The organism is Domibacillus epiphyticus, assembly GCF_001975785.1.
GTDB classification, from domain to species: Bacteria; Bacillota; Bacilli; order Bacillales; family Domibacillaceae; genus Domibacillus; species Domibacillus epiphyticus.
This window is the reverse complement of sequence record NZ_MSFI01000009.1, coordinates 267,433-293,184: the sequence shown is the minus strand read 5'-3', so window position 1 is coordinate 293,184 and position 25,752 is coordinate 267,433. Positions and strand designations below refer to the sequence as shown.

The following is a 25,752-nucleotide window of genomic DNA, read 5'->3' as shown; positions in this document are numbered from 1 at the left end:
GAAAGGAGAATGAGAATGCAGCCACTTCATGATTTGGTAAATAAGCGCGTCCAAAACATCACGAAAAAAGAACTTCTTGAGCAAGCCGCGAGATTTCGGGTGGCGGTTAACGATAGGCAAGCAGATGAATTCATTGAATGGCTTTCAACCCATCAAGTAGATATCTTTTCTGAACAAAAACGGACAGAGCTGTTCCAAACAGCTGAACGCATTCTTGGCAAGAAAGAAGCGGCTGTTCTGGAAGACATACTCCGTCCATATAAACACTTTCTTAAACTGTAATACCTGCCTGAATTTTTCCCCGCACTCCTTCATCAAATGTCTTCGCTTTCAGCATCGCGATTTCATGAAGGTATGGCGGTTTTTTTGTGTTTTTATCTTCACCGATGTACGGCGTTTCAAGTATTTTCGGTATGTTTGTGAGCTGTGGATGGTGCACAATATAATTTAACGCGTCAAAACCGATATGACCGAACCCAATGTTTTCATGACGATCCTTCCCGGCGCCGCGCTCATTTTTGCTGTCGTTAATATGCAGAACTTTCAAGCGTTCAATGCCGATAATACGGTCAAATTGATCCAGTACACCGTCAAAATCCTCTTTAATATTATACCCTGCATCATGTGTATGACATGTATCAAAGCAAACAGATAATTTGTCGTTTTCGTGAACCATATCCATGATCATGGCAATCTCTTCAAATCTCCGGCCGCATTCAGTTCCTTTACCGGCCATCGTTTCAAGCGCGATTTGAATCGTTTGATCATTCGACAAGACTTCATTCAGGCCTTCGGCTATCTTTTTAAGCCCGGCTTCTGTGCCCGCTCCAACATGGGCACCAGGATGGAGTACAATTTGATGCGCACCGACCGCGCTAGATCGTTCAATTTCCATTTTTAAAAAATCGACGCCAAGTTTGAACGTTTCTGGCTTCGTTGTATTCCCAAGGTTAATAATATACGGTGCATGAACGACAATATCCTGAATACCGTTCAATTCCATATGGCGAAGCCCCGCTTCAATATTTAAGTCTTCAATCGGTTTTCGGCGCGTGTTTTGAGGTGCGCCAGTATAGACCATAAATGTCGTTGCACCGTATGAAACAGCTTCTTCACTTGCTCCGAGCAGCATTTTTTTACCACTCATTGATACATGAGATCCAATTTTTAACATTCTATAAACTCCCTGTTACTTTTTATTCCGGGCATCAATGCGGCGCTGCCGCTTTTCAATCTTCGCTACTTCTGCTTTACGCTTTTTCTTGTAACCCGGCTTTACTTTTTGTGGACGGCTCGTCAAAGCCCTTACTTTAGGGTTTACGACGTCGTCTTTTTTCTCTCTCTTTTTACGGCGGTTCCGGTCAGCTGTTTTAACCATTTCGCCGTTCTGAACATCTCCGTTGCTGAATGTAATGTCACGTTTTTCAAGCTTTGCCAGTGAATCCTCATCGGAAGGCATATACACTGTTGCGCAAATTCCCGATGCCCCGGCACGCGCTGTCCGCCCAGCTCTATGAATATAAAAGTCAAGATCAGATGGAAGCTCATAGTTGATCACATGACTTACTCCTTCTATATCAATTCCCCGTGCAGCTAGATCTGTCGCGACAATGTATCGGTACTCTAAATCGTGAATTTGCTTCATCATTTTTTTTCGTTCACGTGGCGCTAAATCACCGTGGATACGGCCCGTTTTCAATCCTTTTTCAGAAAGTTTGTCGGCTACTTCATCCGCTTTTTGCTTCGTGTTTGTGAACACAACAGCAAGATATGGATTAAATGCCAGAAGCAATTCATGCACCACATCGATTTTGTCCCTGCTTTTCGCCGGGATGAGTAAATGATCGATATTCGCCGCGGAGACACGTTTCGGTTCAATATGAACGTATTCCGGGTTTTCCATATACTTTTTCAAGAATGGTTTAAGCTTTTCTGGTATTGTCGCTGAGAAAACGAACATTCCAAGTTTTTCCGGCATTCCTGATGCGATCCGGTCAACATCATTAATAAAGCCCATATCAAGCATCAAATCCGCTTCATCGACGATGAGCATCTCTGCCTTATGAACTGAAACCGCGTTGTCATGTATTAAATCAGCGATGCGCCCTGGTGTTCCGATCATAATATGTGGAGGGGTTTTTAAACGCTCAACGTCTCGCTTTTTATCTGTTCCTCCGACAAAATGACGTACCGTAATTTCTTCTTCTGATTCTTTAGCGATTTTTTGAAACGCCTGATAAATTTGAGTTGCAAGTTCACGTGTCGGTGCTGTAACGACAGCCTGAACATCTTTTCTATTCACATCAATTCGGTTTAAAATAGGCAATACGTAGGAATGTGTTTTACCTGTTCCTGTCTGAGACTGTCCAATGGCACTCTCCCCTTTTAAGATAAGAGGGATCATATTGCGCTGAATCGGTGTCGGTTCAGTAAAACGAAGTGCCTCTATTCCTTTATAAATAAACGGTTTTAATCCGTATTGTTCAAATGTATGGTTTGCCACGGGGCTTCTCCACCCTTTCATGATCAAAAGTTTATGCACGTTATGATGATATACTAAATGAAGCGATAAAGCAAAGTCTCCTTCCCTTCACAGCCACGTCCACTTTTGAATATGATAGAGAAAAAGGAAAGGGTGACTGTTTTGTTGCATCGACATGCTCCAAATTTTGGCCGGCGTCCTTATTACCCATATCCTCCCCGACGATCTGTTCCGACTATTCCATCTATTCCAACGGCTTCACCGAAGTCAACAGGGAACTGGCTTGAACAGGCTCGCCAGGTAATGGTTGCGGCCGAGCAGATGAAGCCGCTTATAGAACAATATGGTCCGTACGTGAAAAATTTGCCCGCTATGTGGAAACTGTACCGTGCTGTTCGATCATCACCGGACTCTGAGGATCAAGATGAACGGCCTTCCCGGGAGCCGAATGAAACGAAAAGCGTTGTAAAAAGAGAAGTGAAAAAAGAAATCAAAAGTGAAGAAAAAAGAAAAGCAAGAAGAGAAGAGACATTTGAATCGACACCATGGTTTCCCGGACGCGATCGTTGAATACTTTGTTTTCTAGGATTCCTCCTTTATAATAGAAAAGAGAAGAACGAGGAGGCTTATTACATGGAAATTATAAAGATTTCACCACGCGGTTACTGTTACGGTGTCGTTGATGCGATGGTTATTGCCCGGAACGCCGCTCTCGATAAAACACTCCCGCGACCGATTTATATTCTCGGTATGATCGTCCATAACAAACATGTGACAGATGCATTTGAAGCAGAAGGCATCATAACGTTGGATGGAAAAAATCGGAAAGAAATCATCGAACAGGTCAATGAAGGGACAATTATATATACAGCGCATGGTGTCTCACCGGAAATAAGGGAAATCGCCCGGAAAAAAAACTTAACCACGATTGATGCCACTTGTCCGGATGTAACGGTAACACACGATTTAATCCGCACGAAAAAAGCGGAAGGCTATCACGTGATTTATATCGGAAAAAAAGGGCATCCCGAACCGGAAGGCGCCGTCGGAGTCGCACCTGAAATTGTCCATCTCGTAGAAAATACGGCAGATGTACAGGCATTAACAATCGATAGCGACCACATAATCGTGACGAATCAGACAACAATGAGCCAGTGGGATGTCATGGATATTATGGAAGCGATCCAGAAAAAATATCCCCATGCTGAAATGCATAAAGAGATATGTCTCGCAACACAAGTCAGGCAGGAAGCTGTTGCCGAGCAGGCCGGTGATGCAGATGTGTTAATTGTTGTCGGGGATCCGAAAAGCAACAACTCAAACCGTCTGGCGCAAGTATCAATTGAAATTGCAGGAACGACGGCATACCGTGTATCTGATGTTTCAGAAATCGAAATAGATTGGCTGAAAAATGCAAAAACAGTTGCGGTGACTGCCGGTGCCTCTACCCCGACGCCGATTGTGAAAGAAGTCATTCAATTTTTAGAAGCATTTAATCTAGATGACGAATCTACGTGGATGCGTGAACGGAAAGTACCGCTTAATAAAATATTGCCGAAAGTAAAAAAATCAACTTTAACATCACGTTAAAAAGCAGATCCGGCAAACCGGATCTGCTTTTTATATAAATTGAAAGGGATCAGTCGGTGTCGTTGAGGCAAAGAATTTTACATCGAACTTTTTCGCTTTTGCCATCTCACTTAAATAGACCGCCGTTCCTTTTTTCATGATTTTCTCTACATTATGCCCTGGATCAACGACTGCCAGTCCTTCTGCATCGGCGTCTTGTGCTGTATGATAGTAAAAATCACCAGTTACATACACATCTGCCCCTTGCCTTTGTGCATCACGCCAGTATTTATTGCCGTCTCCACCAAGCACCGCTACTTTTTTTACAGATCGAGTAAGGTCACCGACAACTCGCACACCGCCAGATTCAAGGCTCTCTTTCACATGACGGGCAAATTGCTCAAGCGTCATCTCTTCAGGCAAATAACCGATCCGGCCAAGACCAAGCGACTCGCCTTTATTATGGAGCGGTAATATGTCATAAGCTACTTCATCATAAGGGTGTGTTTTCAACATGGCGGACAATATTTTTTTCTCCAAGCGAGCCGGATAGATTGTTTCAATCCGCTCTTCAGAAACAGCTTCTACTATACCAATATTGCCTATAAACGGATCAGCCCCTTCCTCCGGCTGAAAACGTCCTGTTCCTGAGTGTGAAAACGAGCAATGGCTATAATTTCCGAGGAAACCGGCACCTGCTTTTCCGAGCGCATTACGAAGCGTATCGGCATGGCTTTCCGGTACAAAAACGACGAGTTTTTTCAAAGATTCCTCATAAGTTGGCACAAGCACATTTGTTTTTTCAAGACCGAGCGCGCCTGCCAGCATATCATTAACACCGCCTTTCGCCACATCAAGATTCGTATGCGCTGCATAAACGGCGATATCATGTTTTATGAGCTTTTCAATGAGACGTCCTGCAGGCTGTTCTGTTAACACTGAAGCAAGTGGACGATAAATGATTGGATGATGGGCAATGATTAAATCAATTTGTTCGGCAATTGCTTCATCAACGACACTTTCCAGTACATCAAGCGCAACCATAACCCGTTTGCAAGGCTTATTCAGACGTCCAACCTGCAGCCCAATTTTGTCTCCTTCTACAGCATATGATTTAGGGGAAAATTGTTCAAATAATTGGATAACCTCATGACCGTTCGGTGTTTTCAATTTCCAGCACATCCTTTATCCATTGCTTTTTTTTCAGCATTTCTTCTTTTTTACGTGCCGCACTTTCACTGTCTTTTGCCTCTGACAGCTGTTTGAGCACCTGTTCAATTTGTTCAAGTTCACGCTGCCATTTTAACCGGAATGCATCGTTTTGATTATCTATTAAAATCGGACCGAAATAGATTTCTTGTTCTGTCAGCCTCCCTTTTAATCCGGATATAGCAGAAATCACTTCATATAGCTGACCGTCTTCTTCCAAAATGGCTTCGTCATCAATCATCCAGCCATTTGAATCAAGCCATGTTCGGACAGAATGTGATGCGATATTTGGCTGCAGAACGAGTTTGGTAACACCTTGCAGCTTATCCACACCATCTTCTAAAATCGAGGCAATTAGGGGACCGCCCATACCAGCAATCGTAACACATTCTACTTCCCCCGGCTCAAGTACCGCCAGGCCATTTCCTTTTCTTACATCGATATGTTTTGAAAGACCTTCTGACGCCACCTGGCGCTTAGCTGACTTAAAAGGGCCGTCTACTACTTCACCAGCTACTGCACGGCTCACAATGCCCTTTTTCACGGCATAGCACGGCAAATAAGCATGGTCAGATCCAATATCGGCAAATGAGTCTGCCGGTTGAATGAAAGAAGCCACTATTTCTAATCGCTTCGATAATTGATTACTGTTCATTTTTTTCACCGCTTTTTTTATAATTTCCCGTTCATTTTACCATAACGAATGAAATAAGAGGTCTTTGCAGTGTGCAAAGACCTCTTTTATTGATTATTTAATTTCCGCTACCCATGCAGCCATTGCTTCAGCGTTTTCAGCTGGAACTAGACCCGGCGGCATTGAGCCACGCCCATTCACAAGAACATCTTGAATTTCTTCTTGAGAAAGCTTTTCACCAACTCCTTTAAGAGCCGGACCTGCGCCGCCCTCATAGCTGCTGCCATGACAGCCGATGCACGAAGATTGATAATGACCTTCAGGATCAAATTCTCCACCTGCAGCTGATTCTCCGCCTTCTTCACCCTGTTTTTCCTCTTCTGCCACTTCTTTAGCGTTGTCTAGTCCATCAAGTGACAGGAAGAACATCAAACCGAGGCCGAATACCGCGATCAGTAAAAATGGAATGATCGGATTACGATTCATTGTTTACCCTCCCTTTATGTATACATATCAAGCTAAAAGTATAAACACCTATTATTTTACCTGACAAATGAGTTCACGAAAAGGCTTACGTACAAGATTTTTCCTGTCTGTCGCAATTTAGACACATTTATCCCCTAATTAAAAAGAAAAGAATGACAATAAAACCGAATACAGCAGAAATCGAAAAATATAGAAGCCTTAACTTCATTCCGGTATAAAACCAAAGGAGGCAATTAAAAAATAAAATCCCGTATAATGAAATGGCATTTCCTTCAAAAAAATGTGTATTTAACTCCAATGATAGCAGTAATAGCAGAACAGCAGCGCCTAAAAACAACAACGGGGCGAGTATTTTTTTTCGGGAAAAATACATAGCTAGCAGCAACAGCAATCCGACAAAACTTGTCAAAATCACTGTTTGCAAAATGAATGACAATTCCGTAAAATAAAGGACAAATACAGCGATTGGCAAGAGCATAGCGGCAATCAATGCGGCTGTTAAGTGGACTCGCCGGGTTCTTGCTCGCCTTCCTGACTCTGTATATTCTTCACCCTGTGTGTATAGTGCCAGCAAATAATCGCAATAATGCGGCGGCAGCATATGATTATCTTTCCAGACCAATATTTCATTAATGATAATTTCTTTTTTTTCTTTTTTCATCTTGCGTCACACCTCAATTTATTAATATTCGTGACGAAAGAACAATGTCCTTCTTTTTTACAACATAAAAATAAGCCGGGACATAGCCCGGCGTTCATTTATTCGAGAAAATCTTTTAGTCGTTTACTACGGCTCGGATGACGCAATTTCCGAAGTGCTTTCGCTTCAATTTGGCGGATCCGCTCGCGGGTAACACCAAATACTTTCCCTACTTCTTCAAGTGTTCGGGTCCGTCCATCATCAAGGCCAAAGCGGAGGCGAAGAACGTTCTCTTCCCGATCAGTCAATGTATCCAGAACGTCTTCCAGCTGTTCTTTTAACAGTTCATACGCTGCGTGTTCAGAAGGTGAAGTCGCTTCTTGATCTTCAATAAAGTCGCCAAGATGGGAATCGTCCTCTTCACCAATTGGCGTTTCAAGTGAAACCGGCTCCTGGGCAATCTTTAAAATTTCCCGTACCTTTTCCGGCGTTAAGTCCATCTCTTCAGCAATTTCTTCCGGTGCCGGTTCACGGCCTAAGTCTTGTAGAAGCTGGCGTTGCACCCGGATCAGCTTATTAATTGTTTCGACCATATGAACAGGAATACGGATGGTCCGTGCCTGATCGGCTATCGCACGTGTAATGGCCTGGCGAATCCACCAAGTTGCGTACGTACTGAATTTAAATCCTTTACGGTAGTCGAATTTTTCAACGGCTTTAATTAAACCCATGTTCCCTTCCTGAATTAAATCAAGGAACAGCATCCCACGGCCAACGTAGCGTTTAGCAATGCTGACCACCAGACGCAGGTTTGCTTCTGCAAGACGCCGCTTTGCTTCTTCATCGCCTTCTTCTATACGATGGGCAAGTTCAATTTCTTCCTGGGCTGACAATAAATCAACACGGCCGATTTCCTTCAAGTACATACGGACGGGATCGTTTATTTTCACCCCTGGCGGCACACTCAAATCATTTAAATCGAACTCTTCACTTTCCTTTTCGAGTTCTTGAATATTTGGATCGCCTTCACTGCTTTCTTCTTCATCAACCAGGTCAATGCCCTGTTCGGTAAGCGATTCATAAAATTCATCAATTTGCCCGGAGTCCACTTCAAATGAAGCCAGTTTATCCGCCACATAATTGTATGTTAATTCACCGCGCTTTTTACCGGTTTCAATAATGAGTTCTTTTGCTTTATCAAGTGTCAATTCAGTTTCTTTGGAACGTGTTGACTTTTCAGTCATAAGTCCCCCTCCTTCCAGCATCCTGGCCGTAACTTTTAACGGGTAAGCGATTTTTCAATCGCTATAATGTCATTTAAAATACGTGCAGCACCTACATAATCATGTCGTTTTTCAGCTTCATCCCGCTCTCTTTTTTTCTCTTCAATTTCAAAGCGGCGGCGCTGTTTATTTATTTCTTTTACATAATCCAGTAACTCTTCTTCGCCTGGCTCGCCGTTTACCGTCATCAAACTGATATCAACGGCAAGCCTGCGCAGCTGCTCATCAGTCAGCACGGTTAAAAATGATGCGGTATCTGGTTCATCCGCTTGTTCATAATACCCTAATAGGTACGTATAAAGTGCCTGATGCTCATCAATCGTAAACGATTCACCCTGCATCATGACACGGACACGCTCAGCGACATCCGGGCTGTTCAGCATATGAGCAAGCAGCCGCCGCTCCGCTGTTTCATGTCGGGGATACTGCTTTACCGGTCTTGCCTTCAAAACGACGCCATGTTTATTCAGTTCTTCTTTACGGCCGGGCTGGTCTGCTCTTTTTTTCAAGAATAACGCTTTTTCCTGCTCCTGCAATGCCTGCAGTGATAAGGAAAACTCATCCGCCAGCCTCCGTAAATAATGATCGCGCTCTACAGCTTTTTTTAAACCAGCAATTTCCACAAGAACATCTTCAATATAGCGGAATTTCTGCGAGTCCTCCCGCAAATTTTTCCCACGCTTGAAATATTCCATCTTAAATGCCATTAATGTTAGCGAAGCATCTTTCACATATGCCGCAAATGATTCGTGCCCATTTCGTTTTATAAACTCATCAGGGTCCAGACCATCTGGCAGCATTGTTACATTTACAGATATGCCGTTTTTATCTAGCATGTCAGCAGCTTTATATGCTGCATTTAATCCGGCATTATCACCGTCATAACAAATAATTGCTTCATTTGCAATTTTTTTTAACAGACGGACATGTTCCTCTGTAAGTGAAGTTCCCATCACGGCAACAGACTGATCAAAGCCGGCACGTACAGCGGCAATTACATCCGCAAATCCTTCAAACAAAATAAACTGTTTTTGCCGCTTAATTGCTGTTTTGGCAACGTGAAAGTTGTACAGAAGACTACTTTTATGGAACAACGCGGTTTCCGGAGAATTAAGGTACTTTGGCTGCACATTCTCGAGGCCGCGTCCTGAAAAGCCGACGACGTTCCCTCTTTCATCATGAATTGGAAACATGATCCGCCCGCGAAAACGATCATAATAACGACCGGTTTCTTCTTTTTTCAGCAAAAGCCCAGCCTCTTCCATTCGAGCAGGATCAAAGCCGCGTTTTTGTAATACATTTAGGCTAAATTCGTTCTGCGGCAATGACCAGCCGATTTGAAAACGGTCAATGTCTTCATCAGTAAATCCGCGTTCATGCAAGTAGTGAAGCGCCTCATTGCCTTCATTTGTATTCAATAAAAGATGCCGATAAAACTTCGCCATAAGCGCATGAGCTTCTAGAAAGTCAGCATACTCATTCGATTTTGACGGCTGAATGGTTTGTGAAGGAGAAATATCAAGTGTGACACCCGCAAGATCGGCAAGTCTGGCGGCGGCTTCTTGAAAAGGAATTTGATCAATTTCCATTAAAAAAGTAAACGCATTTCCACCTGCACCACACCCGAAGCAATGATAAATTTGCTTTTCAGGCGAGACAGAAAAAGAAGGCGAATTTTCTCCATGAAATGGACAGAGACCAAAATAGTTTCGCCCCTGCTTTTTTAGCTGTACATAATCGCCAATTACATCGGCAATGTCAACTCCCTGTTTAATTTGCTGAATTGTTTCTTCGGGAATTCTTCCTGCCATGTTTTTATCACCAGCTGTAAAATCGTATTTTTTATTTATTCTACACGCTTAATTATAATCCTTCTTTCAAACGAAAGTTCGTTTAAAAAAAGAACATTTCGTGCAAAATAGACCCCATCAATATCGATTTACATACTTAGTTTATTCTTTTGAAGGGGGGTCTAAACCTGTTTTGATCACATTTTTATCACAATTTTTTATTATAGAACATTTTTATGAAAATGAAAAGTACATAATCGAATGATTATGTACTTTTTCGACCGCGATACATGCTCATAATAATGTTGGCCGTCTCTTCGACGGCTTTGTTCGTGACATCAATGACTTCACAATCGATACGGGCTGTTATATCCTCAAAATATGTCAGTTCTTTTTCTATTCGCTCAAGATCTGCATAACTCGCACTGTCATCAAGACCGAGCGAAATAAGTCGTTCTCGGCGGATTTGATTTAGTTTATCCGGACTGATTTTAAGTCCGATGCATTTTTCTTTCGGCACTGAAAACAACTCTTCTGGCGGATCAACTTCCGGCACGATCGGTACATTCGCCACTTTCACCCTTTTATGGGCAAGAAATTGTGACAATGGTGTTTTCGATGTGCGGGACACGCCGATTAAAATGATGTCAGCCTTCAACAAACCACGTGGATCACGTCCATCATCGTATTTTACTGCAAACTCAATCGCATCCACTTTTTTGAAATACTCTTCATCAAGACGCCGGACAAGACCTGGTTCAAAAAATGGTTCCATCGAATACATAGATTCAAGCTGATCCATTAGCGGGCCGATCAAATCGAACACTTTTATATTTTCCGAACCCGCAGCTTCGACCATATAACGTCGGATTTCTGGTTTAACGAGCGTGTAAACCACAATTCCTTTATCTTCCTTCGCCATACTAACGACTTCATCAATATGTGACGGATCTTCTACATAAGGAAAACGCTTAATGACCGCGTGTGGGCCGCTAAACTGGCTGAGTGCTGCTTTTGTTACGAGCTCAGCTGTTTCACCAACCGAGTCGGATACGATATAAATAATTGGATCGTTCACGTATTTTTTGCCGCCTTCCTGTTAATGATCATCATCTGTTAATGACACAAACGCTCTAGAGATCGTTGTTTTCGTTACACGCCCTGTTACCTCAAACCCTTTAGCTGTCTTTTTGATAACTGGTACACAGTCGATTTGTCTTTCGAGCAAATTTTTCGCCACATCTATAAGCAAATCATCTTTTTCGCACACTGCAATATTTGGCATACGCGTCATAATGACATTGACCGGCAATGTATTTAAATCCTGCTGGCCGATGCTGGCACGAAGTAAATCTTTCCGCGATAAAACACCCGATAAACAAACGGAATCATCGACCACAAAAAGTGTACCGACATCTTCCAGAAACATTGTCACGATTGCTTCGTACACGGTTGACTGCTCTTTTACGACAACAGGCACTGCCTGAAAATCACGCACGTACAGCTTCATTAAATTTTCTGTAAGGAGCTGTGTCCCGGATTTTCCTGTATAAAAATAGCCAACGCGGGGACGTGCATCCAAAAACCCTGCCATTGTAAGAATAGCCAGGTCAGGACGCAAAGTCGCCCGGGTTAAATTGAGTTGTTCCGCTATATTTTCACCGGTAATCGGTCCATTTCCTTTAACGATTTCCAGTATTTTTTCCTGCCGTTTATTCAGCTCGATTGTCCTCACCACCCTGTCAAAATAAATCCTGTTTCCAATGTGTTATACGATTTATTCATTATTATATACTATTTTAGCAAAATACACACCGGGCAGTGCAGGAAGAGCCGTTTTATTTTACTAAAACTGCCGGAACATCAGCGAACTTCAGAATATAATGTGCCAGATGGCTCATGAAAGCCAGACGGTTTTGCTTCACTTTTTCATCTTCTGCCATAACCATTGTGTTATCAAAATATTGTTCAATCATTGGTTTTAGTCCTTCAAGAAGAACATATCGTGCTTCCATAGAATCAGCTTTATTCCATGATTTTTCAAGTTCTGTGTATGCAAGGTGCAGCTGCTTTTCTTCGTCATTTTCAAAAAGTGAAGTATCTACATTATGGCTGCCTTCTGCCTTTTTAGAAATATTCACGACGCGGCTGAGTGCTTCAATCGTTTCTTTAAAATCATCGTCCTCTTTGTGGTTCATTAATACTGAAGCAGCTTCTTCTGTTTCTTTTAACGTTCCGCCATTTTTTGCAAGAACGGCATCAATGATGTCATAGCGGATCCCTTTTTCCTGCAGGATGTGTTTTACACGAAGCATAAAGAATGCAATCATTTCCTTTTGCAATGTATCCGTGTCTTTCTCTCCAACACCGTCTTGTAGAATTTCTTTTACTGCTGTCCCAATCACGTCTTCAAGCGGAACGTTCCAGTTATGTTCCATCATTGTCTGTACTACTCCGGCTGCCTGGCGGCGAAGTGCATTCGGATCTTGTGACCCCGTTGGAATAATCCCGACTGCAAAGCATGCCGTTATCGTATCCAGCTTGTCCGCCAGACTGACAAGGGCTCCTGTTTCAGACGATGGAACCGTGTCTTCTGCAAAGCGGGGTTTGTAATGTTCGTTTATCGCTGCAGCCACTTCTTCTTTTTCGCCTTTTTGACGTGCATACTTTTCGCCCATCACTCCTTGTAGTTCAGGGAATTCGTATACCATTTGCGTCACAAGGTCAAATTTACATATTTGCGCCGCACGGTCTGCCGCTGCTTTTACTTCTTCTGACACATGAGTCAAGTTACCAAGTGCAGCAGAAATACGGCGTATACGGGCTACTTTCTCAGAAAGTGTTCCGATTTTTTCATGATAAACGATTTTTTCAAGCTTTTTCACGAGATCATCTATGTTTGCTTTTTGATCCTCTTTATAAAAGAAATCGGCATCCGCAAGACGGGCACGCAAGACTTTTTCATTTCCACGTGCTACTTTGTCAATCTCGTAGTCATTCCCGTTGCGCACCGTCACAAAATACGGCAGTAATGTACCATCCGCATCTTTCACCGGGAAATACCGCTGATGTTCTTTCATGGATGTAATAAGAACCTCTTCAGGCAGCGCAAGAAACTCTTCGTTAAAAGAACCGAATAAAGCCGTTGGAAATTCAACGAGATTGTTTACTTCTTCCAGAAGAGATTCATCCACAGGAATGGCCCAATTGTTTTCTGTTTCAAGTTTCTTTAAACCATCTAAAATTAATTTGCGGCGTTCATCGGGATTTGCAATAACAAATTGCTTCCGCAGCGTGTCCTCATATGAAGAAGCGTCTAAAACATTCGCCGTCTTCCCGAGAAAACGATGCCCTGTCGTCACGTTTCCTGTTTGTACACCCGCAAGCTCGAACGGAATCACGTTTGAACCAAACAGCGCAACTACCCATTTGATTGGGCGGACGTAGCGAATGTCGCTGCTGCCCCAGCGCATATTTTTACCAAATGTTAAATTCAGGACAACTTCTTTTAATAAAGGCAATAGATCTGCTGTGTGACGGCCTTTTACAAACTTATTAACGTAAGCATATTCAATTCCGTTCAATTCCTTAAAGAATATATCCTCAACAGACATTCCCTGTCCTTTGGCAAAGCCGGCAGCTGCTTTTGACCAATCTCCATTTTCTGATAGAGCAATTTTTTTAGCTGGGCCTTTTGCTTCTTCGTTAATGTCTTTTTGAGCTTCTGAAACGTCCTTGACAATGACTGCAAGGCGGCGGGGTGTAGAGTAAAGTTGTATGCCGCCGAATTCAATGTTTTGTTCCGTTAAAAATTTGCCGACTTTTTCGCCAAGCTGATTCATTGACTGCGTGACAAAACGAGCCGGCATTTCTTCCAATCCAATTTCAAGCAATAAATGCTGGTTATTCATGGTCTGCATCCCCTTTCCGATTTAAAATCGGGAAGCCTAATTTTTCCCGCTCATCATAAAATGTTTTTGCAACCTGACGGGCAAGATTACGCATCCGGCCAATATAAGCTGTGCGCTCTGTGACAGAAATTGCTCCCCGTGCATCCAGAACATTAAAGACATGGGAACATTTCAATACGTAATCATATGCCGGGTGAACGAGCCCTTCATCCATTTGGCGTTTTGCTTCTTTTTCATAAACACCAAATAGGTTAAATAGCATGTCTGGGTCAGATGTTTCAAATGTATATTTAGAATGTTCAAATTCCGGCTGATAAAAAATGTCATGCACCGTAAATCCGTTCGTCCACTCTAATTCAAAGACGTTTTCTTTTTCTTGGATATAAGAAGCAAGTCGTTCGATACCATATGTAATTTCAACAGATACCGGCTTGCACTCAAGGCCTCCAACTTGCTGGAAGTATGTGAACTGGGTAATTTCCATACCGTCAAGCCACACTTCCCAGCCTAAGCCTGCACAGCCGAGTGATGGATTTTCCCAGTTGTCTTCAACAAAGCGGATATCGTGCTCTAAAGGATCAATCCCAAGTGCTTTTAATGAATCAAGGTAAAGCTCCTGAATGTTGTCAGGCGATGGCTTCATGATAACCTGGAACTGATGATGCTGATAAAGACGGTTTGGATTATCACCATAGCGTCCATCTGCCGGACGACGGCTTGGTTCCACGTATGCCACATTCCATGGCTCAGGTCCAATCGCGCGTAGAAATGTATAAGGACTCATTGTCCCCGCGCCTTTTTCTACATCATACGCCTGCATTAAGATACAGCCTTGATCAGACCAGTGCTTTTGCAGCGTCAAAATCATGTCTTGAATATTCATGTCTTTTTCCTCCTTTTTTTCAACAAAAAACCCGTCCCTATGTACAACAATGTTGTGTACATAGGGACGGGTCATATTTGCCCGCGGTTCCACCCTACTTGCCTGAAAACCGGCCGCTTTTTTTACATTGATCTGCTCCAGAGTGCCTATTCAGCGCTGTTCTTTCCCCGGCTTCCACTATCCCGGGTTCGCTAAGAAAGAATACATCGCGTACTTTTTTCCTTCATTGCAGTGACTATTTGCTTTTATCTATTAAAAAGTAATCCAAAAATGAACTTTTGTCAATCATCATCCGACTCTTCCTTCACACTAAAAACGTGATCCATTCGTTCCATCTGCTCCAAAAAACGGCGCGATTTTAAATACAGGCCGGCATATTCATCATAATACATGGAAATCGCAGCACGGAGTTCTTTTTTTGTCGCTTCCTTTACATCAATATTTCCGAGCCGTTCAAGGTCAAAAAAATAAAATAAACGTAGGAGACGAAGCGAGACTTGTGACAGCGGCAAAAAGTGTGGATCGTGCTCAAAGCAGCGGTGGCAAATTAGTCCGTTTTCCCGGATTGAAAAGCCAAACTTCCCTTCCGTTTCCCCGCACACCGCACAGGCAGACATCTCTGGACGCAAACCAACTTGCGAGAGCATTTTCATTTCAAATATGTTCGTCACAATCGCCGCGTCGGCACCTTCATTTATGTAATCAAGGCTTTTTTGGAGCAAATGAAATAAATATGGATTTGTTTCACCGTCTTCTGTCGTTCTGTCTGTCAATTCAACGATATAGGCTGCATAAGCTGTTTTCGTTAAATCTTCTCGAATGTGCCGCATCGATGAAAGGGCTTCCCCTTGCTGCATCGTGCCGAGGCCGCGGCCTCCCTGCACAAGAAAAAATCCATGGGTAAACGGCTGCGTTACACCAGATAAGCGGCTGTTTGTTTTCTTTGCGCCTCTTGCTACAGCCGCTTTTTTTCCTTTTTCACGTGTAAACATGGTCACGATCTTATTCGTTTCACCATAGTCATTTGTCCGAAGTACAATGCCTTCCCATTTTTCAAGCATGATCTCAACCCCTCATGCGGACCATTAATACTCGTCTTCTTTAAAGCCAAAGTCTCGTAAATTGGATGCTTTATTGCGCCAGTCTTTTTGCACCTTCACCCACAGCTCAAGGAACACTTTAGATCCAAGCAAGTTTTCAATGTCATGACGCGACCGTTTCCCAACCTCTTTAAGAAGGGAACCCCCTCGGCCAATGACGATTCCTTTTTGAGAATCACGCTCAACAACAATTGTAGCCATTACATCAATCACGTCTTTTTCATCACGTTTTGCAATTTTGTCGATTACAACAGCAATGGAGTGAGGCACTTCCTCCCTTGTTAAGTGAAGGACCTTTTCACGGATTAATTCCGATACAATAAACCGCTCTGGATGATCGGTTACTTGATCAGCCGGATAATATTGTGGCCCTTCCGGAAGGAGTTTTTCTATTTGATCAAGTAAACGGTCAACGTTATTGCCTTCTAGTGCAGAGATTGGAACAATTTCCGCAAAATCAAGCAAGTCCTTATACTGTTCAATAAGCTGCATTAATTTGTCCGGATGGATCCGGTCTATTTTATTAATGACGAGAAAAATTGGTGTTTTTACGCCTTTCAGCTTTTCAATAATAAATTCGTCTCCGCGGCCAAATCCTTCTTCCGCGTTGATCATAAACAAAACAAGATCGACTTCTTTTAATGTGTTCGTTGCGGTTTTCATCATGAAATCACCGAGCTTATGCTTCGGCTTATGAATACCAGGTGTATCAATGAAAATTAACTGCGATGCATCCGTAGTGTACACACCTTGTACTTTATTACGTGTTGTTTGCGGTTTATCGCTCATAATGGCAATTTTCTGGCCGATTACACGGTTTAAAAAGGTTGATTTGCCGACATTTGGACGGCCAATTATCGAAATAAATCCTGATTTATACGCTGTATTACTCATTCAAATCCTCCGGTGAAAAAGCACCCGGCAGTAGTTCCGCTACGGTGAGCGTCTGCACGTCGCCTTCTAAATTAGTTAAAATAACGGTCATATCTGGCGGACAAAGTTCTGATAGAACTTGGCGGCACGCACCGCAAGGCGGTACAGGCCGTTTTGTATCTGCCACTACTGCAACAGCCGCATATTCTGTTACTCCTTCTGACCACGCTTTAAAGATAGCCGTCCGTTCGGCACAGTTTACTACGCTATATGCTGCATTTTCAATATTGCACCCGCCAAAAATACGGCCGTCTTTTGAAAGCAGCGCGGCACCCACTTTAAATTTTGAATAAGGGACATAAGCACGTTCACGCGCTCTTTTCGCTTCTTCAATTAATCGCTGCTGATCCATACCGATCACCTCTATTATAATTTCGGGATAAATATAAACAATCCGATTACGACTGCTGCACAGGCATATAACAGAACAGCACCGGCAGCAAGATCTTTCGCCATACCAGCGAGCGGCTTGTATTCTTCTGTGACGAGATCAACGGTTTTCTCAATCGCTGTATTAACGATTTCAAGAGCCATCATTCCTGCCATAACGAGAATGATGATGCACCATTCTATACGGGTGAGCGAGAAAATAAAACCAGCTGCCGATACAAAGGCACCGGCAGCGATATGAATACGCAAATTCGGCTCTAAACAAGCCCATTTCAATCCGTTTCCGGCAAACCGGAATGAAGACTTGAGCCTTCCTACGCTAAGCGTTCGTTTATCTTTCGAGTCCAAACGCATCAAGAATCTCTTTTTGCCGGCCAAACATTTCTTTTTCGTCTTCTTCAGTCATATGGTCATATCCAAGCAAATGAAGAAATCCGTGTACCGTTAAAAAGCCCAGCTCCCTCTCAAATGAGTGTCCGTAATCCTCAGCCTGTTCCTTTGCGCGTTCAATTGAAATGATAATATCACCAAGGACACGCGGCATATCGGCTCCTGTAATGGCCACTTCGTCTTCACCCATTTCCTCCAAAGCAAAGGAGATGACATCTGTAGGTGCGTCTTTATCGCGATATTCACGGTTAATTTCTTGAATACGGTCATTGGTTACGAACGTTACGGAAATTTCACTGCCATCCGGAATGTTTTCTTTTTCTGCTGCAAGCTGGAGGAGAGTCTCTGACAGCTTCGCCGCGTCCTCTGCCAGACTGTTCGTTTCATCGAGAAAATCAACGTCGAGTGCCATTCTTGTCGTCTCCTTTTTCCGCTTTTTCATATGCATTAATGACTTTCGCCACGAGTGGATGCCGGACAACATCATTTTGATTAAGATAAATAAAAGAAATACCGCTCGTGTTTTCCAATATCCGCTCTGCCGAAACAAGCCCTGATACTGCTCCTTTCGGCAAATCAATTTGCGTCCGGTCACCGGTAATGACCATCTTTGATCCGAAACCAAGCCGTGTTAAAAACATTTTCATTTGTGCATTCGTCGTATTTTGTGCCTCGTCAAGAATAACAAATGCATCATCAAGTGTCCTGCCGCGCATGTATGCAAGAGGTGCAACTTCAATTGTACCCCGTTCAATCATCCGTTCCGTATGTTCTGCACCAAGAACGTCATGTAATGCATCATATAGCGGACGTAAGTACGGATCAACTTTTTCTTTTAAATCACCTGGCAAAAAACCAAGACTTTCGCCTGCTTCTACGGCCGGGCGTGTTAATATAATACGTTTTACCCGGCTGTTCTTAAGTGCACGGACGGCCATGACAACTGCAAGATACGTTTTCCCTGTGCCGGCTGGACCGATTCCGAAGACTAGATCATGGCTGCGAATCGCTTCTATATAATCACGCTGTCCGAGTGTTTTAATACGAATCGATTTTCCTTTGGCATTTTTCGTAATTTCTTCTTCGTATAACTCATCAAGATATTCAATCGTACCGTTTTTTGCCATTTGAACGGCGTTGATCACATCACGTTCACTAATGTTTATTTGCTTGCGAATGACTGCCAGAAGCTGCTCGACCACAATACGGGCCTTTTCAACGTTATCCGCCGGTCCGGAGATATGAACCGCTTCCCCGCGTGTGACAATGGAGACATGAAATTCTTCTTCCATAATCGTTAAATTACGGTCGGATACTCCGAATAATAATATCGTTTCATTTTGGTCGCCAATTGCGACGGCTGCTGACTTTATTTCTTCCTGCATTCACTGATTCTCCTTAGTTGACAGGTTAGTTTGCAATATTTTCAAGTACTTGGAAGTGTATAATCATTTTAACTTTACCATTATCAACCCGCTTCTGTAAAACGTTTTCGCCTTGAATACGAGCCTTTTCAGGGAGGCGCATCATCATAGCTGTCCGGGCTGTCTGAATTGCTCTTCTTTGCATTTCCTCCTCTGTTTCCACCGTGTTTATTTTCTCTACCTCATAATCAGTCACCGTAAGGATCGAGAAGGGCAATGTATAAGAGAAAAAATGAAGCTCATATCGGTGCTCCTCGGACTGAAATGGCTTGCGCAATGAAGATGGTTTCCACAGGACATATTCTTTATCACCCAATGAAACATACACATTCAGTCTTTTTTTACCGCTCCTTGTCAACAGCTTGTCATTCCCCGCTGTTACTGTTACTTTATACCACGTCTCCGCTGTTACGGTGCCGCGTGCCGGATGTTTTTTTGAGCCTTTAATCAGCCTTTCACCTTTTTCAACAAATTCTCCTCGTCTCGCTTTTGTTTCACCATACTCAACAAACAAGTCGTGAATGACACCCGCTTTAGAAGCATATAAATGACGTCTGTCTGAGGCCGTTTCTTTTTGTTGTTTACTCAAAGAAACGTCTGCTTTGTAAACGACGCCGCTTTTTTTAAGTGAAAATCGAGTGACATTCGGTACGTGTAATAAAATGTTTTGTGACAACTCCTGTTCATTGACCCGCTCAAACCGTATGGCACCTTCACGAATTCCTTCTTTTTTTAAAAAAGCTCTGATCTGCTTTTCTGTCTGTACATCAGCTCCTGTTACATCAATCCGAATAATCATTGCTGAAAGGAGAACGATAATGAAAAAAAAGCAAATACTACACAACAAAAAAGTATAGTTTTCTATCATCCTACGCAAAAGAAACGGCAAGCCCGTCCCTTTTTCCAGACGAACTTTTCCTTTAAAATGACGTGCTTCTTTTCGCAGCAGACCGAGATGACGAACAGGCATTTGAAAGCGAATGATGTCTTCTTTTTCGTAATGAATGTGAACAAGGACAGCTCCGCACTCATGCAGCCTGCCGGGAAACAATGAAGCTTCCGGACCTGAAACAACAACTGTCACTGCACCCGACAAAAAAAGATTAGCCAAAACATTTCCCCTGTTTCGTCTCAAATTGAACATTTGTAATGGTTCCTTCAACGACAATTTCTGAAGGCATTAACTCTTTTACTTCTAGTAATTTACCTGTTATTCTTATCTTCGCTTCAGGCAGTTTAATGAGGACATCCTGATCCGTAAATTGTTCCAGTCTTTCAGGATGATGAATCAATATCTGCTTATTTCCGATTATCGTCATTCGTGGCACATGGCCGGTCACATCTTCAGGAAGCCCGGCCAATTTGCTGATAAACGCAGCACCATCTCTCCTTCTCATAAAAAACGCCCCTTTCTTTTCATATCGTATGAAAAGAAAGAGGCATTCATCACTTTTTGCGCTTTGATTTTGGCGGACCAAGTACTTCAGATAATATAATCCCTCTCAAGAAATCTTGATCGGACCATTCTTCAGCACCTTTTATTGGAGGTGATACCGGTTTGCGCGGACGCGGCTGTCTTTGTTCGCTTATTTGAACCGGTTTTGGGATAGGAGGATGATCGGACAGCTCTTTTACTTTCTTTTCTGCTTTTTCCGCCAACTTTTTTTCATGCTGCTCCCCTTTTTTTGGGGCCCGTTTTTTATCTTTATTTTTTTCTTTATTAAAAAACATAGAGATCAAGCCGGCAATGATGGCTAATATAAGTCCTTCCATTGCAAATGACCTCCTATTTACTGTCGTCTTCTTTTTTCTTTCCTGTCATACCACCGATCGCACCCCGCATATCCGTATCGGCTGATACGTTCTGGATATTTAAATAATCCATAACGCCGATATTTCCGGATCGAAGGGCTTCACCCATCGCCCGCGGTACATCCGCTTCCGCTTCCACTACTTTCGCCCTCATTTCCTGAACGCGGGCTTTCATTTCCTGCTCATTAGCAACTGCCATTGCACGGCGTTCTTCCGCTTTTGCCTGGGCGATGTTTTTATCGGCTTCTGCCTGTTCTGTTTGCAGCTCTGCACCGATATTTTTGCCGATATCAACATCCGCAATATCAATGGAAAGAATTTCAAAAGCCGTACCGGAATCCAGACCTTTGTTTAAAACAGTTTGTGAAATCATATCCGGATTTTCCAGAACTTTTTTGTGATGATCACTTGAACCAATGGTGGAAACAATCCCTTCCCCTACACGAGCAACAATGGTTTCTTCACCAGCACCACCGACTAGACGGTCAATATTCGCCCGAACCGTTATACGCGCTTTTGCTTTTACTTCAATTCCGTTCATCGCTACACCGGAAATAAACGGTGTTTCGATTACTTTTGGATTAACTGACATCTGTACCGCTTCTAACACATCACGCCCCGCTAGGTCAATTGCGGCTGCACGTTCAAATGATAAATCAATATTTGCACGGTGTGCGGCAATTAGCGCATTGACAACACGGTCAACGTTCCCCCCCGCTAAATAATGGCTTTCTAGTTGATTAATTGATACATTTAGTCCCGCTTTTGATGCTTTTATGAGCGGGTTTACAACTCGGCTCGGAATTACCCGGCGGAGACGCATCCCGATAAGGGTAAAGATGCTGATCTTTACACCTGCTGCAAGGGCCGATACCCAGAGCATTACAGGAACGAACGTAAGTAAAACACTAAGTAATATAATCGCCGCCACAATCGCGACGATAAGCAAAATTGTACTGCTGACTACCATAATATTTCCTCCTCTATTCGAGTTCTCTTACAACAATGCGGGCGCCTTCTGTTTTTACAACCGCAACTTCCTTGCCAGTTAATATAAAAACGCCTTCTGCGACGGCATCGATTCGCTCGCCGTCTATGTCAACTGTGCCAGACGGACGAAGGGGTGTTTTTGTAATCCCTTTTTTCCCAATTAAGTCTGAGCGATTTTCGTTCGACACGTACCCATGCTCTGTATTCGTCGAATCATTTAAAATGAATTTTTTGAAAAATTTCATTTCTTTTCCCAACACCTTTACCATCAAAATCAATGCTGCTGTTGAAATGGAAAAAGCGATTAAGAGTGAAATCGCCATCCAGTGCATACTTGCTCCAGCAAACAGAACACCGGCGGAAAATAGGATAAATCCAATTAAGCCGACAATTCCGCCTGGCAGAATTACTTCTGCCAGAATAAAGAGAATACCAAATAAAATAAGCAACACTGTCATAATATCAGCGTCTCCAGACATAACATGACCTGTTATAAACAAAATGAGTGCCAATGTGCCTGCTGCGCCGGGAAATCCGAAACCAGGTGTAAATAATTCCAGAACAAAACCCGTCAACATAACCGACAATAAGACTATCACAACAAAAGGATTTGTCGCAAATTGAACAAATGGTCCCCCTCCGTCATTTGCTGGAAGCATCGTCCCGGCTGCCAATATGCCGCTCCATTTAATGAATTGAATCGTTCTCACCGCCCTTCCTGCCGGCTCTTTTTTATTAATACGGAAAAGACATAAAAAGGTTTCAAAAAAGTATGGGTGTAAAAGATGTTTTTAAAATAAAACTAACCCCTATTTCATTCAAAGAGCGACTGAAACATAAAAAAACTGCCGTCCTAATGGTCGGCAGTTTTTTTTCATTACAACAGCTTTTGCTGGACAAGGCGGTTGACAAGTGATCCGTCTGCTTTACCTTTTACTTTTGGCATAAGAGCACCCATTACCTTCCCAATATCCGCTTTAACAGAAGCACCTGTTTCTGCGATTGTTTCATCAACAATGGCAGAAACTTCTTCTTCTGAAAGCTGCTCAGGCATATATTCGTTCACGTAAGTTAGTTCAGTCTGAATTTTCGCCACAAGATCCTCGCGGCCGGCTTTTTCAAACTCATGGAGGGAGTCTTTGCGCTGTTTCACTTCGCGAGAAAGGACTGTCAGTTCTTCCTCTTCCGTCAGGTCGCGGCCGCCTGCCTTAATGCCTTCATTTTGCAATGCAGCTTTAAGCATACGGATGACTGTCAGCTTTTCTTTCTCTTTGCTCTTCATCGCTTGCTTCATGTCGTCGTTAAGACGTCCGAGAAGACTCATAGTAAAACCTCCTCTTAGAACTTACGTTTGCGAGCTGCTTCTGATTTCTTTTTGCGTTTCACGCTTGGTTTTTCATAAAATTCACGCTTTCTGTATTCCTGCAGGGTACCTGTTTTAGAAACAGTACGTTTGAAACGGCGCAGTGCATCTTCAAGCGATTCGTTTTTGCGAACAACAGTTTTTGACATTTCTTTTTCCCTCCCTCCGAACACATTACGATGGAAATTCCATGTACTGAACTATTATAATACAACGAAAGTACATGGTCAAGAAACTTTCTTTACAAAAAAAGCGCGGTTAATAAGCACTTTCCCCTTTTAGACCTGTTACAATACTGACACCGGAGCTGGCACCGATTCGGGTTGCACCGGCTTTTATCATGGCCATCGCGTCTTGCATCGTTCGAACGCCTCCAGACGCTTTCACACCAATTTTTGGGCCCACTGTATCACGCATTAGTCTGATGTCGTCTTCTGTAGCACCGCCGGTAGAAAAACCAGTCGATGTTTTCACATAATCTGCACCCGCTGCCACTGCAAGTTCACACGCTTTCTTCTTTTCTTTCTCCGTTAAAAGGCTCGTTTCAATAATGACTTTCAAAAGCGCTTTCCCCTTTGCGGAAGCAGCTACCGCTTTAATGTCTTTTTCAACTGTATCAAAATCAGCGTCTTTTAATGCGCCAATGTTAATGACCATGTCCACTTCGGCTGCTCCGTGATCAATCGCTGTTTTCGTTTCAAATGCTTTCACTTCAGCCACCACAGCCCCGAGCGGGAAGCCGATCACTGTACATACTTTCACCTCTGATTCACGGAGTATTTCCGCAGCCTGTTTCACACGTGACGGGTTGACACATACAGATGCGAAGCCATAACGTTTTGCTTCTTCACATAGTTTTTCAATTTCTTCTTTTGTAGCATCAGCTTTTAATAACGTATGATCAATCGTTTTTGCAATATCTCCAAATGTATCCGAGATCATAGACAGCGCCCCTTCACAATAGTTATCCGAACGTTTTTATCATATCATCATTATGTATACCCCGCGAGAAAATTGACGTAAAAAAGCCGGCAATATGCCAGCTTTTTACCAATTAATATCCTATTGCTTCGATTTAAACAGCCGCGTGAGGTCTCCCTCAATTTTTCTGATAAACATCTCAGCTATATGTTAAGCGTGAAGCGCATCCAACACCCGGACAAATTGGCCTTCGTTGTACGGGTAGCCTGCTTTTGTAATTTTTACTTTCACAATTTTCCCAACCATGTCTTCTGTTACTGGGAAAACGACTTTCAAATAATTATCTGTATAGCCGCTATATAGACCCTCTCCGCCTTCTTTAAACGGCTCTTCCGGAATCACTTCAAGTACTTCGTTTTCAAAATCTGCAGCGTATTCTTTTGCAAGCTGATCAGAAAGAGCAATCAGTTTGTGAACACGTTCATTTTTCACGTCCTCGTCAACCTGGTCATCCATACGCGCTGCCGGTGTTCCTGTTCGTTTTGAGTAAGGAAAAACATGCAGTTCAGAAAAGCGGTGTTCTTTAATAAAGTTGTATGTTTCCATAAATTCTTCTTCTGTTTCACCAGGGAATCCTACGATAACATCAGAAGTTACAGCAAGGCCTGGAAGTGCTTTTTTCAAGCGATTCAGGCGATCTGCAAAAAAGTCCATCGTATATTTGCGGCGCATCCGTTTTAACACCGTATCCGATCCGGATTGAAGCGGAATATGCAAATGACGTACAACGATGTTGGATTTATCAATAACGTCAATGACTTCATCCGTTAATTGACTTGCTTCAATCGATGAAATGCGAATTCGTTTCAATCCTGGCACTTTCGCTTCGAGATCACGCAAAAGCATGGCAAGGTTGTAATCTTTGAAGTCAGAACCGTAACCACCTGTATGAATCCCCGTCAGCACGATTTCCTGATAGCCCGATTGAACAAGCTGATTTGCTTGACGTATAACCTCTTCCGGATTTCGTGAACGCATTAAACCACGGGCCCACGGAATAATACAAAACGTGCAAAAGTTATTGCAGCCTTCCTGGATTTTCAAAGATGCCCTTGTCCGATCTGTGAATGCCGGTACATCAAGCTCTTCATATACCCGATTTTTCATTATGTTTCCGACTGCGTTGATTGGCTGACGTTCCTGTTTATACTGCTCGATGTATTCAAGCATTTTTACACGATCTTGTGTACCGACGACAACGTCCACACCGGGAATGGCCATAATTTCAGCCGGGGACGTCTGAGCGTAACAGCCGGTTACACAAATAACAGCATCTGGGTTTTTCCGGACAGCACGGCGAATGACCTGCCTGCTTTTTTTGTCTCCTGTATTCGTTACGGTACACGTATTGATCACATACACGTCCGATGTCTTTTCGAAATCGGTCCGTTCGTACCCATTTTGTTCAAACAACTGCCAGATCGCTTCAGTTTCATAATGGTTAACCTTGCAGCCTAATGTATGAAATGCCACTGTTGGCAT

Annotated in this window: 30 protein-coding genes; 3 read left to right on the top strand and 27 right to left on the bottom strand. The window is 43.0% G+C overall.

Annotated elements, in window-relative coordinates; all coding sequences use genetic code 11:
- The first annotated feature begins 15 nt into the window (after positions 1-15).
- Positions 16-282 (top strand): DUF2624 family protein, encoded by a 267-nt coding sequence (locus tag BTO28_RS06880; RefSeq protein WP_076764793.1) that lies wholly within the window; start codon positions 16-18, stop codon positions 280-282.
- Here the strand turns inward: BTO28_RS06880 and BTO28_RS06875 are convergent.
- Positions 272-1,174, bottom strand: coding sequence for a deoxyribonuclease IV (locus BTO28_RS06875; RefSeq protein WP_076764792.1), 903 nt, complete (start codon positions 1,172-1,174; stop codon positions 272-274). The two genes, BTO28_RS06880 and BTO28_RS06875, sit on opposite strands and share 11 nt — an antisense overlap.
- A 15-nt stretch (positions 1,175-1,189) precedes the next feature.
- Positions 1,190-2,503 carry a DEAD/DEAH box helicase gene (locus BTO28_RS06870; RefSeq protein ID WP_083711351.1) on the bottom strand — a complete coding sequence of 438 codons (1,314 nt, stop codon included), beginning with the start codon at positions 2,501-2,503 and terminating at the stop codon, positions 1,190-1,192.
- Positions 2,504-2,644: 141 nt separating this feature from the next.
- Here BTO28_RS06870 and vrrA point away from each other — a divergent pair, with 141 nt between their 5' ends.
- Both vrrA and BTO28_RS06860 read left to right on the top strand, forming a co-directional pair.
- Complete coding sequence (gene vrrA, locus BTO28_RS06865) at positions 2,645-3,052, top strand: VrrA/YqfQ family protein (protein WP_076764790.1); 408 nt, start codon at positions 2,645-2,647, stop codon at positions 3,050-3,052.
- Positions 3,053-3,115: 63 nt separating this feature from the next.
- Positions 3,116-4,072, top strand: a complete 957-nt coding sequence (locus tag BTO28_RS06860) for a 4-hydroxy-3-methylbut-2-enyl diphosphate reductase (protein ID WP_076764789.1) — start codon at positions 3,116-3,118, stop codon at positions 4,070-4,072.
- 30 nt (positions 4,073-4,102) lie between these two features.
- Here the strand turns inward: BTO28_RS06860 and BTO28_RS06855 are convergent, their stop codons facing one another.
- The 25 genes from BTO28_RS06855 to mtaB all read right to left on the bottom strand — a co-directional run bounded on the left by BTO28_RS06855 (position 4,103) and on the right by mtaB (position 25,752).
- Positions 4,103-5,221, bottom strand: a complete 1,119-nt coding sequence (locus tag BTO28_RS06855) for a Nif3-like dinuclear metal center hexameric protein (protein WP_076764788.1) — start codon at positions 5,219-5,221, stop codon at positions 4,103-4,105.
- Positions 5,199-5,915: a tRNA (adenine(22)-N(1))-methyltransferase gene (locus tag BTO28_RS06850; RefSeq protein ID WP_076764787.1), complete on the bottom strand. Its 717-nt coding sequence runs from the start codon at positions 5,913-5,915 to the stop codon at positions 5,199-5,201. Before BTO28_RS06850 ends, BTO28_RS06855 begins: the two co-directional genes overlap by 23 nt.
- Before the next feature lie 93 nt (positions 5,916-6,008).
- Positions 6,009-6,380, bottom strand: coding sequence for a cytochrome c550 (gene cccA, locus BTO28_RS06845; RefSeq protein ID WP_076764786.1), 372 nt, complete (start codon positions 6,378-6,380; stop codon positions 6,009-6,011).
- 127 nt (positions 6,381-6,507) lie between these two features.
- Positions 6,508-7,041, bottom strand: a complete 534-nt coding sequence (locus tag BTO28_RS06840; protein WP_076764785.1) for a hypothetical protein — start codon at positions 7,039-7,041, stop codon at positions 6,508-6,510.
- Between the two features lie 98 nt (positions 7,042-7,139).
- Positions 7,140-8,264 (bottom strand): RNA polymerase sigma factor RpoD, encoded by a 1,125-nt coding sequence (gene rpoD, locus BTO28_RS06835; RefSeq protein WP_076764784.1) that lies wholly within the window; start codon positions 8,262-8,264, stop codon positions 7,140-7,142.
- Between the two features lie 35 nt (positions 8,265-8,299).
- The gene (dnaG, locus tag BTO28_RS06830) at positions 8,300-10,114 is read right to left on the bottom strand and encodes a DNA primase (RefSeq protein WP_076764783.1); all 1,815 of its coding nucleotides are present in this window, start codon (positions 10,112-10,114) and stop codon (positions 8,300-8,302) included.
- A 244-nt stretch (positions 10,115-10,358) separates the two neighbouring features.
- On the bottom strand, positions 10,359-11,171 hold the full coding sequence (locus BTO28_RS06825; RefSeq protein WP_076764782.1) for a pyruvate, water dikinase regulatory protein: 813 nt from the start codon (positions 11,169-11,171) through the stop codon (positions 10,359-10,361).
- A gap of 21 nt (positions 11,172-11,192) precedes the next feature.
- Entirely contained in the window at positions 11,193-11,831 is a 639-nt protein-coding gene (locus BTO28_RS06820) for a helix-turn-helix transcriptional regulator (protein WP_076764781.1), read from the bottom strand.
- A gap of 100 nt (positions 11,832-11,931) precedes the next feature.
- Positions 11,932-14,004 (bottom strand): glycine--tRNA ligase subunit beta, encoded by a 2,073-nt coding sequence (gene glyS / locus BTO28_RS06815; RefSeq protein WP_076764780.1) that lies wholly within the window; start codon positions 14,002-14,004, stop codon positions 11,932-11,934.
- Positions 13,997-14,887, bottom strand: coding sequence for a glycine--tRNA ligase subunit alpha (gene glyQ, locus BTO28_RS06810; RefSeq protein WP_076764779.1), 891 nt, complete (start codon positions 14,885-14,887; stop codon positions 13,997-13,999). The genes glyS and glyQ overlap by 8 nt, the downstream gene beginning before the upstream one ends.
- Before the next feature lie 281 nt (positions 14,888-15,168).
- Complete coding sequence (recO, locus tag BTO28_RS06805) at positions 15,169-15,948, bottom strand: DNA repair protein RecO (RefSeq protein WP_076764778.1); 780 nt, start codon at positions 15,946-15,948, stop codon at positions 15,169-15,171.
- Positions 15,949-15,972: 24 nt separating this feature from the next.
- Positions 15,973-16,881 carry a GTPase Era gene (gene era / locus BTO28_RS06800; RefSeq protein ID WP_076764777.1) on the bottom strand — a complete coding sequence of 303 codons (909 nt, stop codon included), beginning with the start codon at positions 16,879-16,881 and terminating at the stop codon, positions 15,973-15,975.
- Positions 16,874-17,272, bottom strand: coding sequence for a cytidine deaminase (locus tag BTO28_RS06795; protein WP_076764776.1), 399 nt, complete (start codon positions 17,270-17,272; stop codon positions 16,874-16,876). The genes era and BTO28_RS06795 overlap by 8 nt, the downstream gene beginning before the upstream one ends.
- Positions 17,273-17,286: 14 nt before the next feature.
- On the bottom strand, positions 17,287-17,664 hold the full coding sequence (locus BTO28_RS06790; protein ID WP_076764775.1) for a diacylglycerol kinase family protein: 378 nt from the start codon (positions 17,662-17,664) through the stop codon (positions 17,287-17,289).
- Positions 17,642-18,112 (bottom strand): rRNA maturation RNase YbeY, encoded by a 471-nt coding sequence (gene ybeY, locus BTO28_RS06785; protein ID WP_076764774.1) that lies wholly within the window; start codon positions 18,110-18,112, stop codon positions 17,642-17,644. The genes BTO28_RS06790 and ybeY overlap by 23 nt, the downstream gene beginning before the upstream one ends.
- The gene (locus BTO28_RS06780; RefSeq protein WP_076764773.1) at positions 18,096-19,085 is read right to left on the bottom strand and encodes a PhoH family protein; all 990 of its coding nucleotides are present in this window, start codon (positions 19,083-19,085) and stop codon (positions 18,096-18,098) included. The genes ybeY and BTO28_RS06780 overlap by 17 nt, the downstream gene beginning before the upstream one ends.
- A 25-nt stretch (positions 19,086-19,110) precedes the next feature.
- Positions 19,111-20,235, bottom strand: a complete 1,125-nt coding sequence (locus BTO28_RS06775) for a sporulation protein YqfD (protein ID WP_076764772.1) — start codon at positions 20,233-20,235, stop codon at positions 19,111-19,113.
- Positions 20,228-20,521, bottom strand: coding sequence for a YabP/YqfC family sporulation protein (locus BTO28_RS06770; RefSeq protein ID WP_076764771.1), 294 nt, complete (start codon positions 20,519-20,521; stop codon positions 20,228-20,230). The genes BTO28_RS06775 and BTO28_RS06770 overlap by 8 nt, the downstream gene beginning before the upstream one ends.
- A gap of 49 nt (positions 20,522-20,570) precedes the next feature.
- Positions 20,571-20,897, bottom strand: coding sequence for a hypothetical protein (locus tag BTO28_RS06765; protein ID WP_076764770.1), 327 nt, complete (start codon positions 20,895-20,897; stop codon positions 20,571-20,573).
- A gap of 13 nt (positions 20,898-20,910) precedes the next feature.
- A complete protein-coding gene (gene floA, locus BTO28_RS06760; RefSeq protein ID WP_076764769.1) occupies positions 20,911-21,906 on the bottom strand; it encodes a flotillin-like protein FloA in 996 nt (331 codons plus the stop codon).
- Positions 21,907-21,919: 13 nt separating this feature from the next.
- Positions 21,920-22,636, bottom strand: coding sequence for an NfeD family protein (locus tag BTO28_RS06755; protein WP_233129834.1), 717 nt, complete (start codon positions 22,634-22,636; stop codon positions 21,920-21,922).
- A gap of 167 nt (positions 22,637-22,803) precedes the next feature.
- Positions 22,804-23,250, bottom strand: a complete 447-nt coding sequence (locus tag BTO28_RS06750; RefSeq protein ID WP_076764768.1) for a GatB/YqeY domain-containing protein — start codon at positions 23,248-23,250, stop codon at positions 22,804-22,806.
- A gap of 14 nt (positions 23,251-23,264) precedes the next feature.
- Positions 23,265-23,438 (bottom strand): 30S ribosomal protein S21, encoded by a 174-nt coding sequence (gene rpsU / locus BTO28_RS06745; RefSeq protein ID WP_039238310.1) that lies wholly within the window; start codon positions 23,436-23,438, stop codon positions 23,265-23,267.
- A gap of 109 nt (positions 23,439-23,547) precedes the next feature.
- A complete protein-coding gene (gene deoC, locus BTO28_RS06740) occupies positions 23,548-24,231 on the bottom strand; it encodes a deoxyribose-phosphate aldolase (RefSeq protein ID WP_076764767.1) in 684 nt (227 codons plus the stop codon).
- 189 nt (positions 24,232-24,420) lie between these two features.
- A complete protein-coding gene (gene mtaB, locus BTO28_RS06735; RefSeq protein WP_076764766.1) occupies positions 24,421-25,752 on the bottom strand; it encodes a tRNA (N(6)-L-threonylcarbamoyladenosine(37)-C(2))-methylthiotransferase MtaB in 1,332 nt (443 codons plus the stop codon).

Bases quoted from the DNA above. Each gene is read 5' to 3' on its own strand.
- BTO28_RS06770 (WP_076764771.1), bottom strand. From the start codon at position 20,521: ATGAGAAGGAGAGATGGTGCTGCGTTTATCAGCAAATTGGCCGGGCTT.
- BTO28_RS06860 (WP_076764789.1), top strand. From the start codon at position 3,116: ATGGAAATTATAAAGATTTCACCACGCGGTTACTGTTACGGTGTCGTT.
- mtaB (WP_076764766.1), bottom strand. From the start codon at position 25,752: ATGCCAACAGTGGCATTTCATACATTAGGCTGCAAGGTTAACCATTAT.
- BTO28_RS06875 (WP_076764792.1), bottom strand. From the start codon at position 1,174: ATGTTAAAAATTGGATCTCATGTATCAATGAGTGGTAAAAAAATGCTG.
- cccA (WP_076764786.1), bottom strand. From the start codon at position 6,380: ATGAATCGTAATCCGATCATTCCATTTTTACTGATCGCGGTATTCGGC.
- BTO28_RS06790 (WP_076764775.1), bottom strand. From the start codon at position 17,664: ATGCGTTTGGACTCGAAAGATAAACGAACGCTTAGCGTAGGAAGGCTC.
- BTO28_RS06880 (WP_076764793.1), top strand. From the start codon at position 16: ATGCAGCCACTTCATGATTTGGTAAATAAGCGCGTCCAAAACATCACG.
- BTO28_RS06850 (WP_076764787.1), bottom strand. From the start codon at position 5,915: ATGAACAGTAATCAATTATCGAAGCGATTAGAAATAGTGGCTTCTTTC.
- BTO28_RS06750 (WP_076764768.1), bottom strand. From the start codon at position 23,250: ATGAGTCTTCTCGGACGTCTTAACGACGACATGAAGCAAGCGATGAAG.
- BTO28_RS06765 (WP_076764770.1), bottom strand. From the start codon at position 20,897: ATGGAAGGACTTATATTAGCCATCATTGCCGGCTTGATCTCTATGTTT.
- ybeY (WP_076764774.1), bottom strand. From the start codon at position 18,112: ATGGCACTCGACGTTGATTTTCTCGATGAAACGAACAGTCTGGCAGAG.
- rpoD (WP_076764784.1), bottom strand. From the start codon at position 8,264: ATGACTGAAAAGTCAACACGTTCCAAAGAAACTGAATTGACACTTGAT.
- dnaG (WP_076764783.1), bottom strand. From the start codon at position 10,114: ATGGCAGGAAGAATTCCCGAAGAAACAATTCAGCAAATTAAACAGGGA.
- deoC (WP_076764767.1), bottom strand. From the start codon at position 24,231: ATGATCTCGGATACATTTGGAGATATTGCAAAAACGATTGATCATACG.
- era (WP_076764777.1), bottom strand. From the start codon at position 16,881: ATGAGTAATACAGCGTATAAATCAGGATTTATTTCGATAATTGGCCGT.
- BTO28_RS06795 (WP_076764776.1), bottom strand. From the start codon at position 17,272: ATGGATCAGCAGCGATTAATTGAAGAAGCGAAAAGAGCGCGTGAACGT.
- recO (WP_076764778.1), bottom strand. From the start codon at position 15,948: ATGCTTGAAAAATGGGAAGGCATTGTACTTCGGACAAATGACTATGGT.
- glyS (WP_076764780.1), bottom strand. From the start codon at position 14,004: ATGAATAACCAGCATTTATTGCTTGAAATTGGATTGGAAGAAATGCCG.
- BTO28_RS06780 (WP_076764773.1), bottom strand. From the start codon at position 19,085: ATGCAGGAAGAAATAAAGTCAGCAGCCGTCGCAATTGGCGACCAAAAT.
- BTO28_RS06840 (WP_076764785.1), bottom strand. From the start codon at position 7,041: ATGAAAAAAGAAAAAAAAGAAATTATCATTAATGAAATATTGGTCTGG.
- glyQ (WP_076764779.1), bottom strand. From the start codon at position 14,887: ATGAATATTCAAGACATGATTTTGACGCTGCAAAAGCACTGGTCTGAT.
- floA (WP_076764769.1), bottom strand. From the start codon at position 21,906: ATGGTAGTCAGCAGTACAATTTTGCTTATCGTCGCGATTGTGGCGGCG.
- rpsU (WP_039238310.1), bottom strand. From the start codon at position 23,438: ATGTCAAAAACTGTTGTTCGCAAAAACGAATCGCTTGAAGATGCACTG.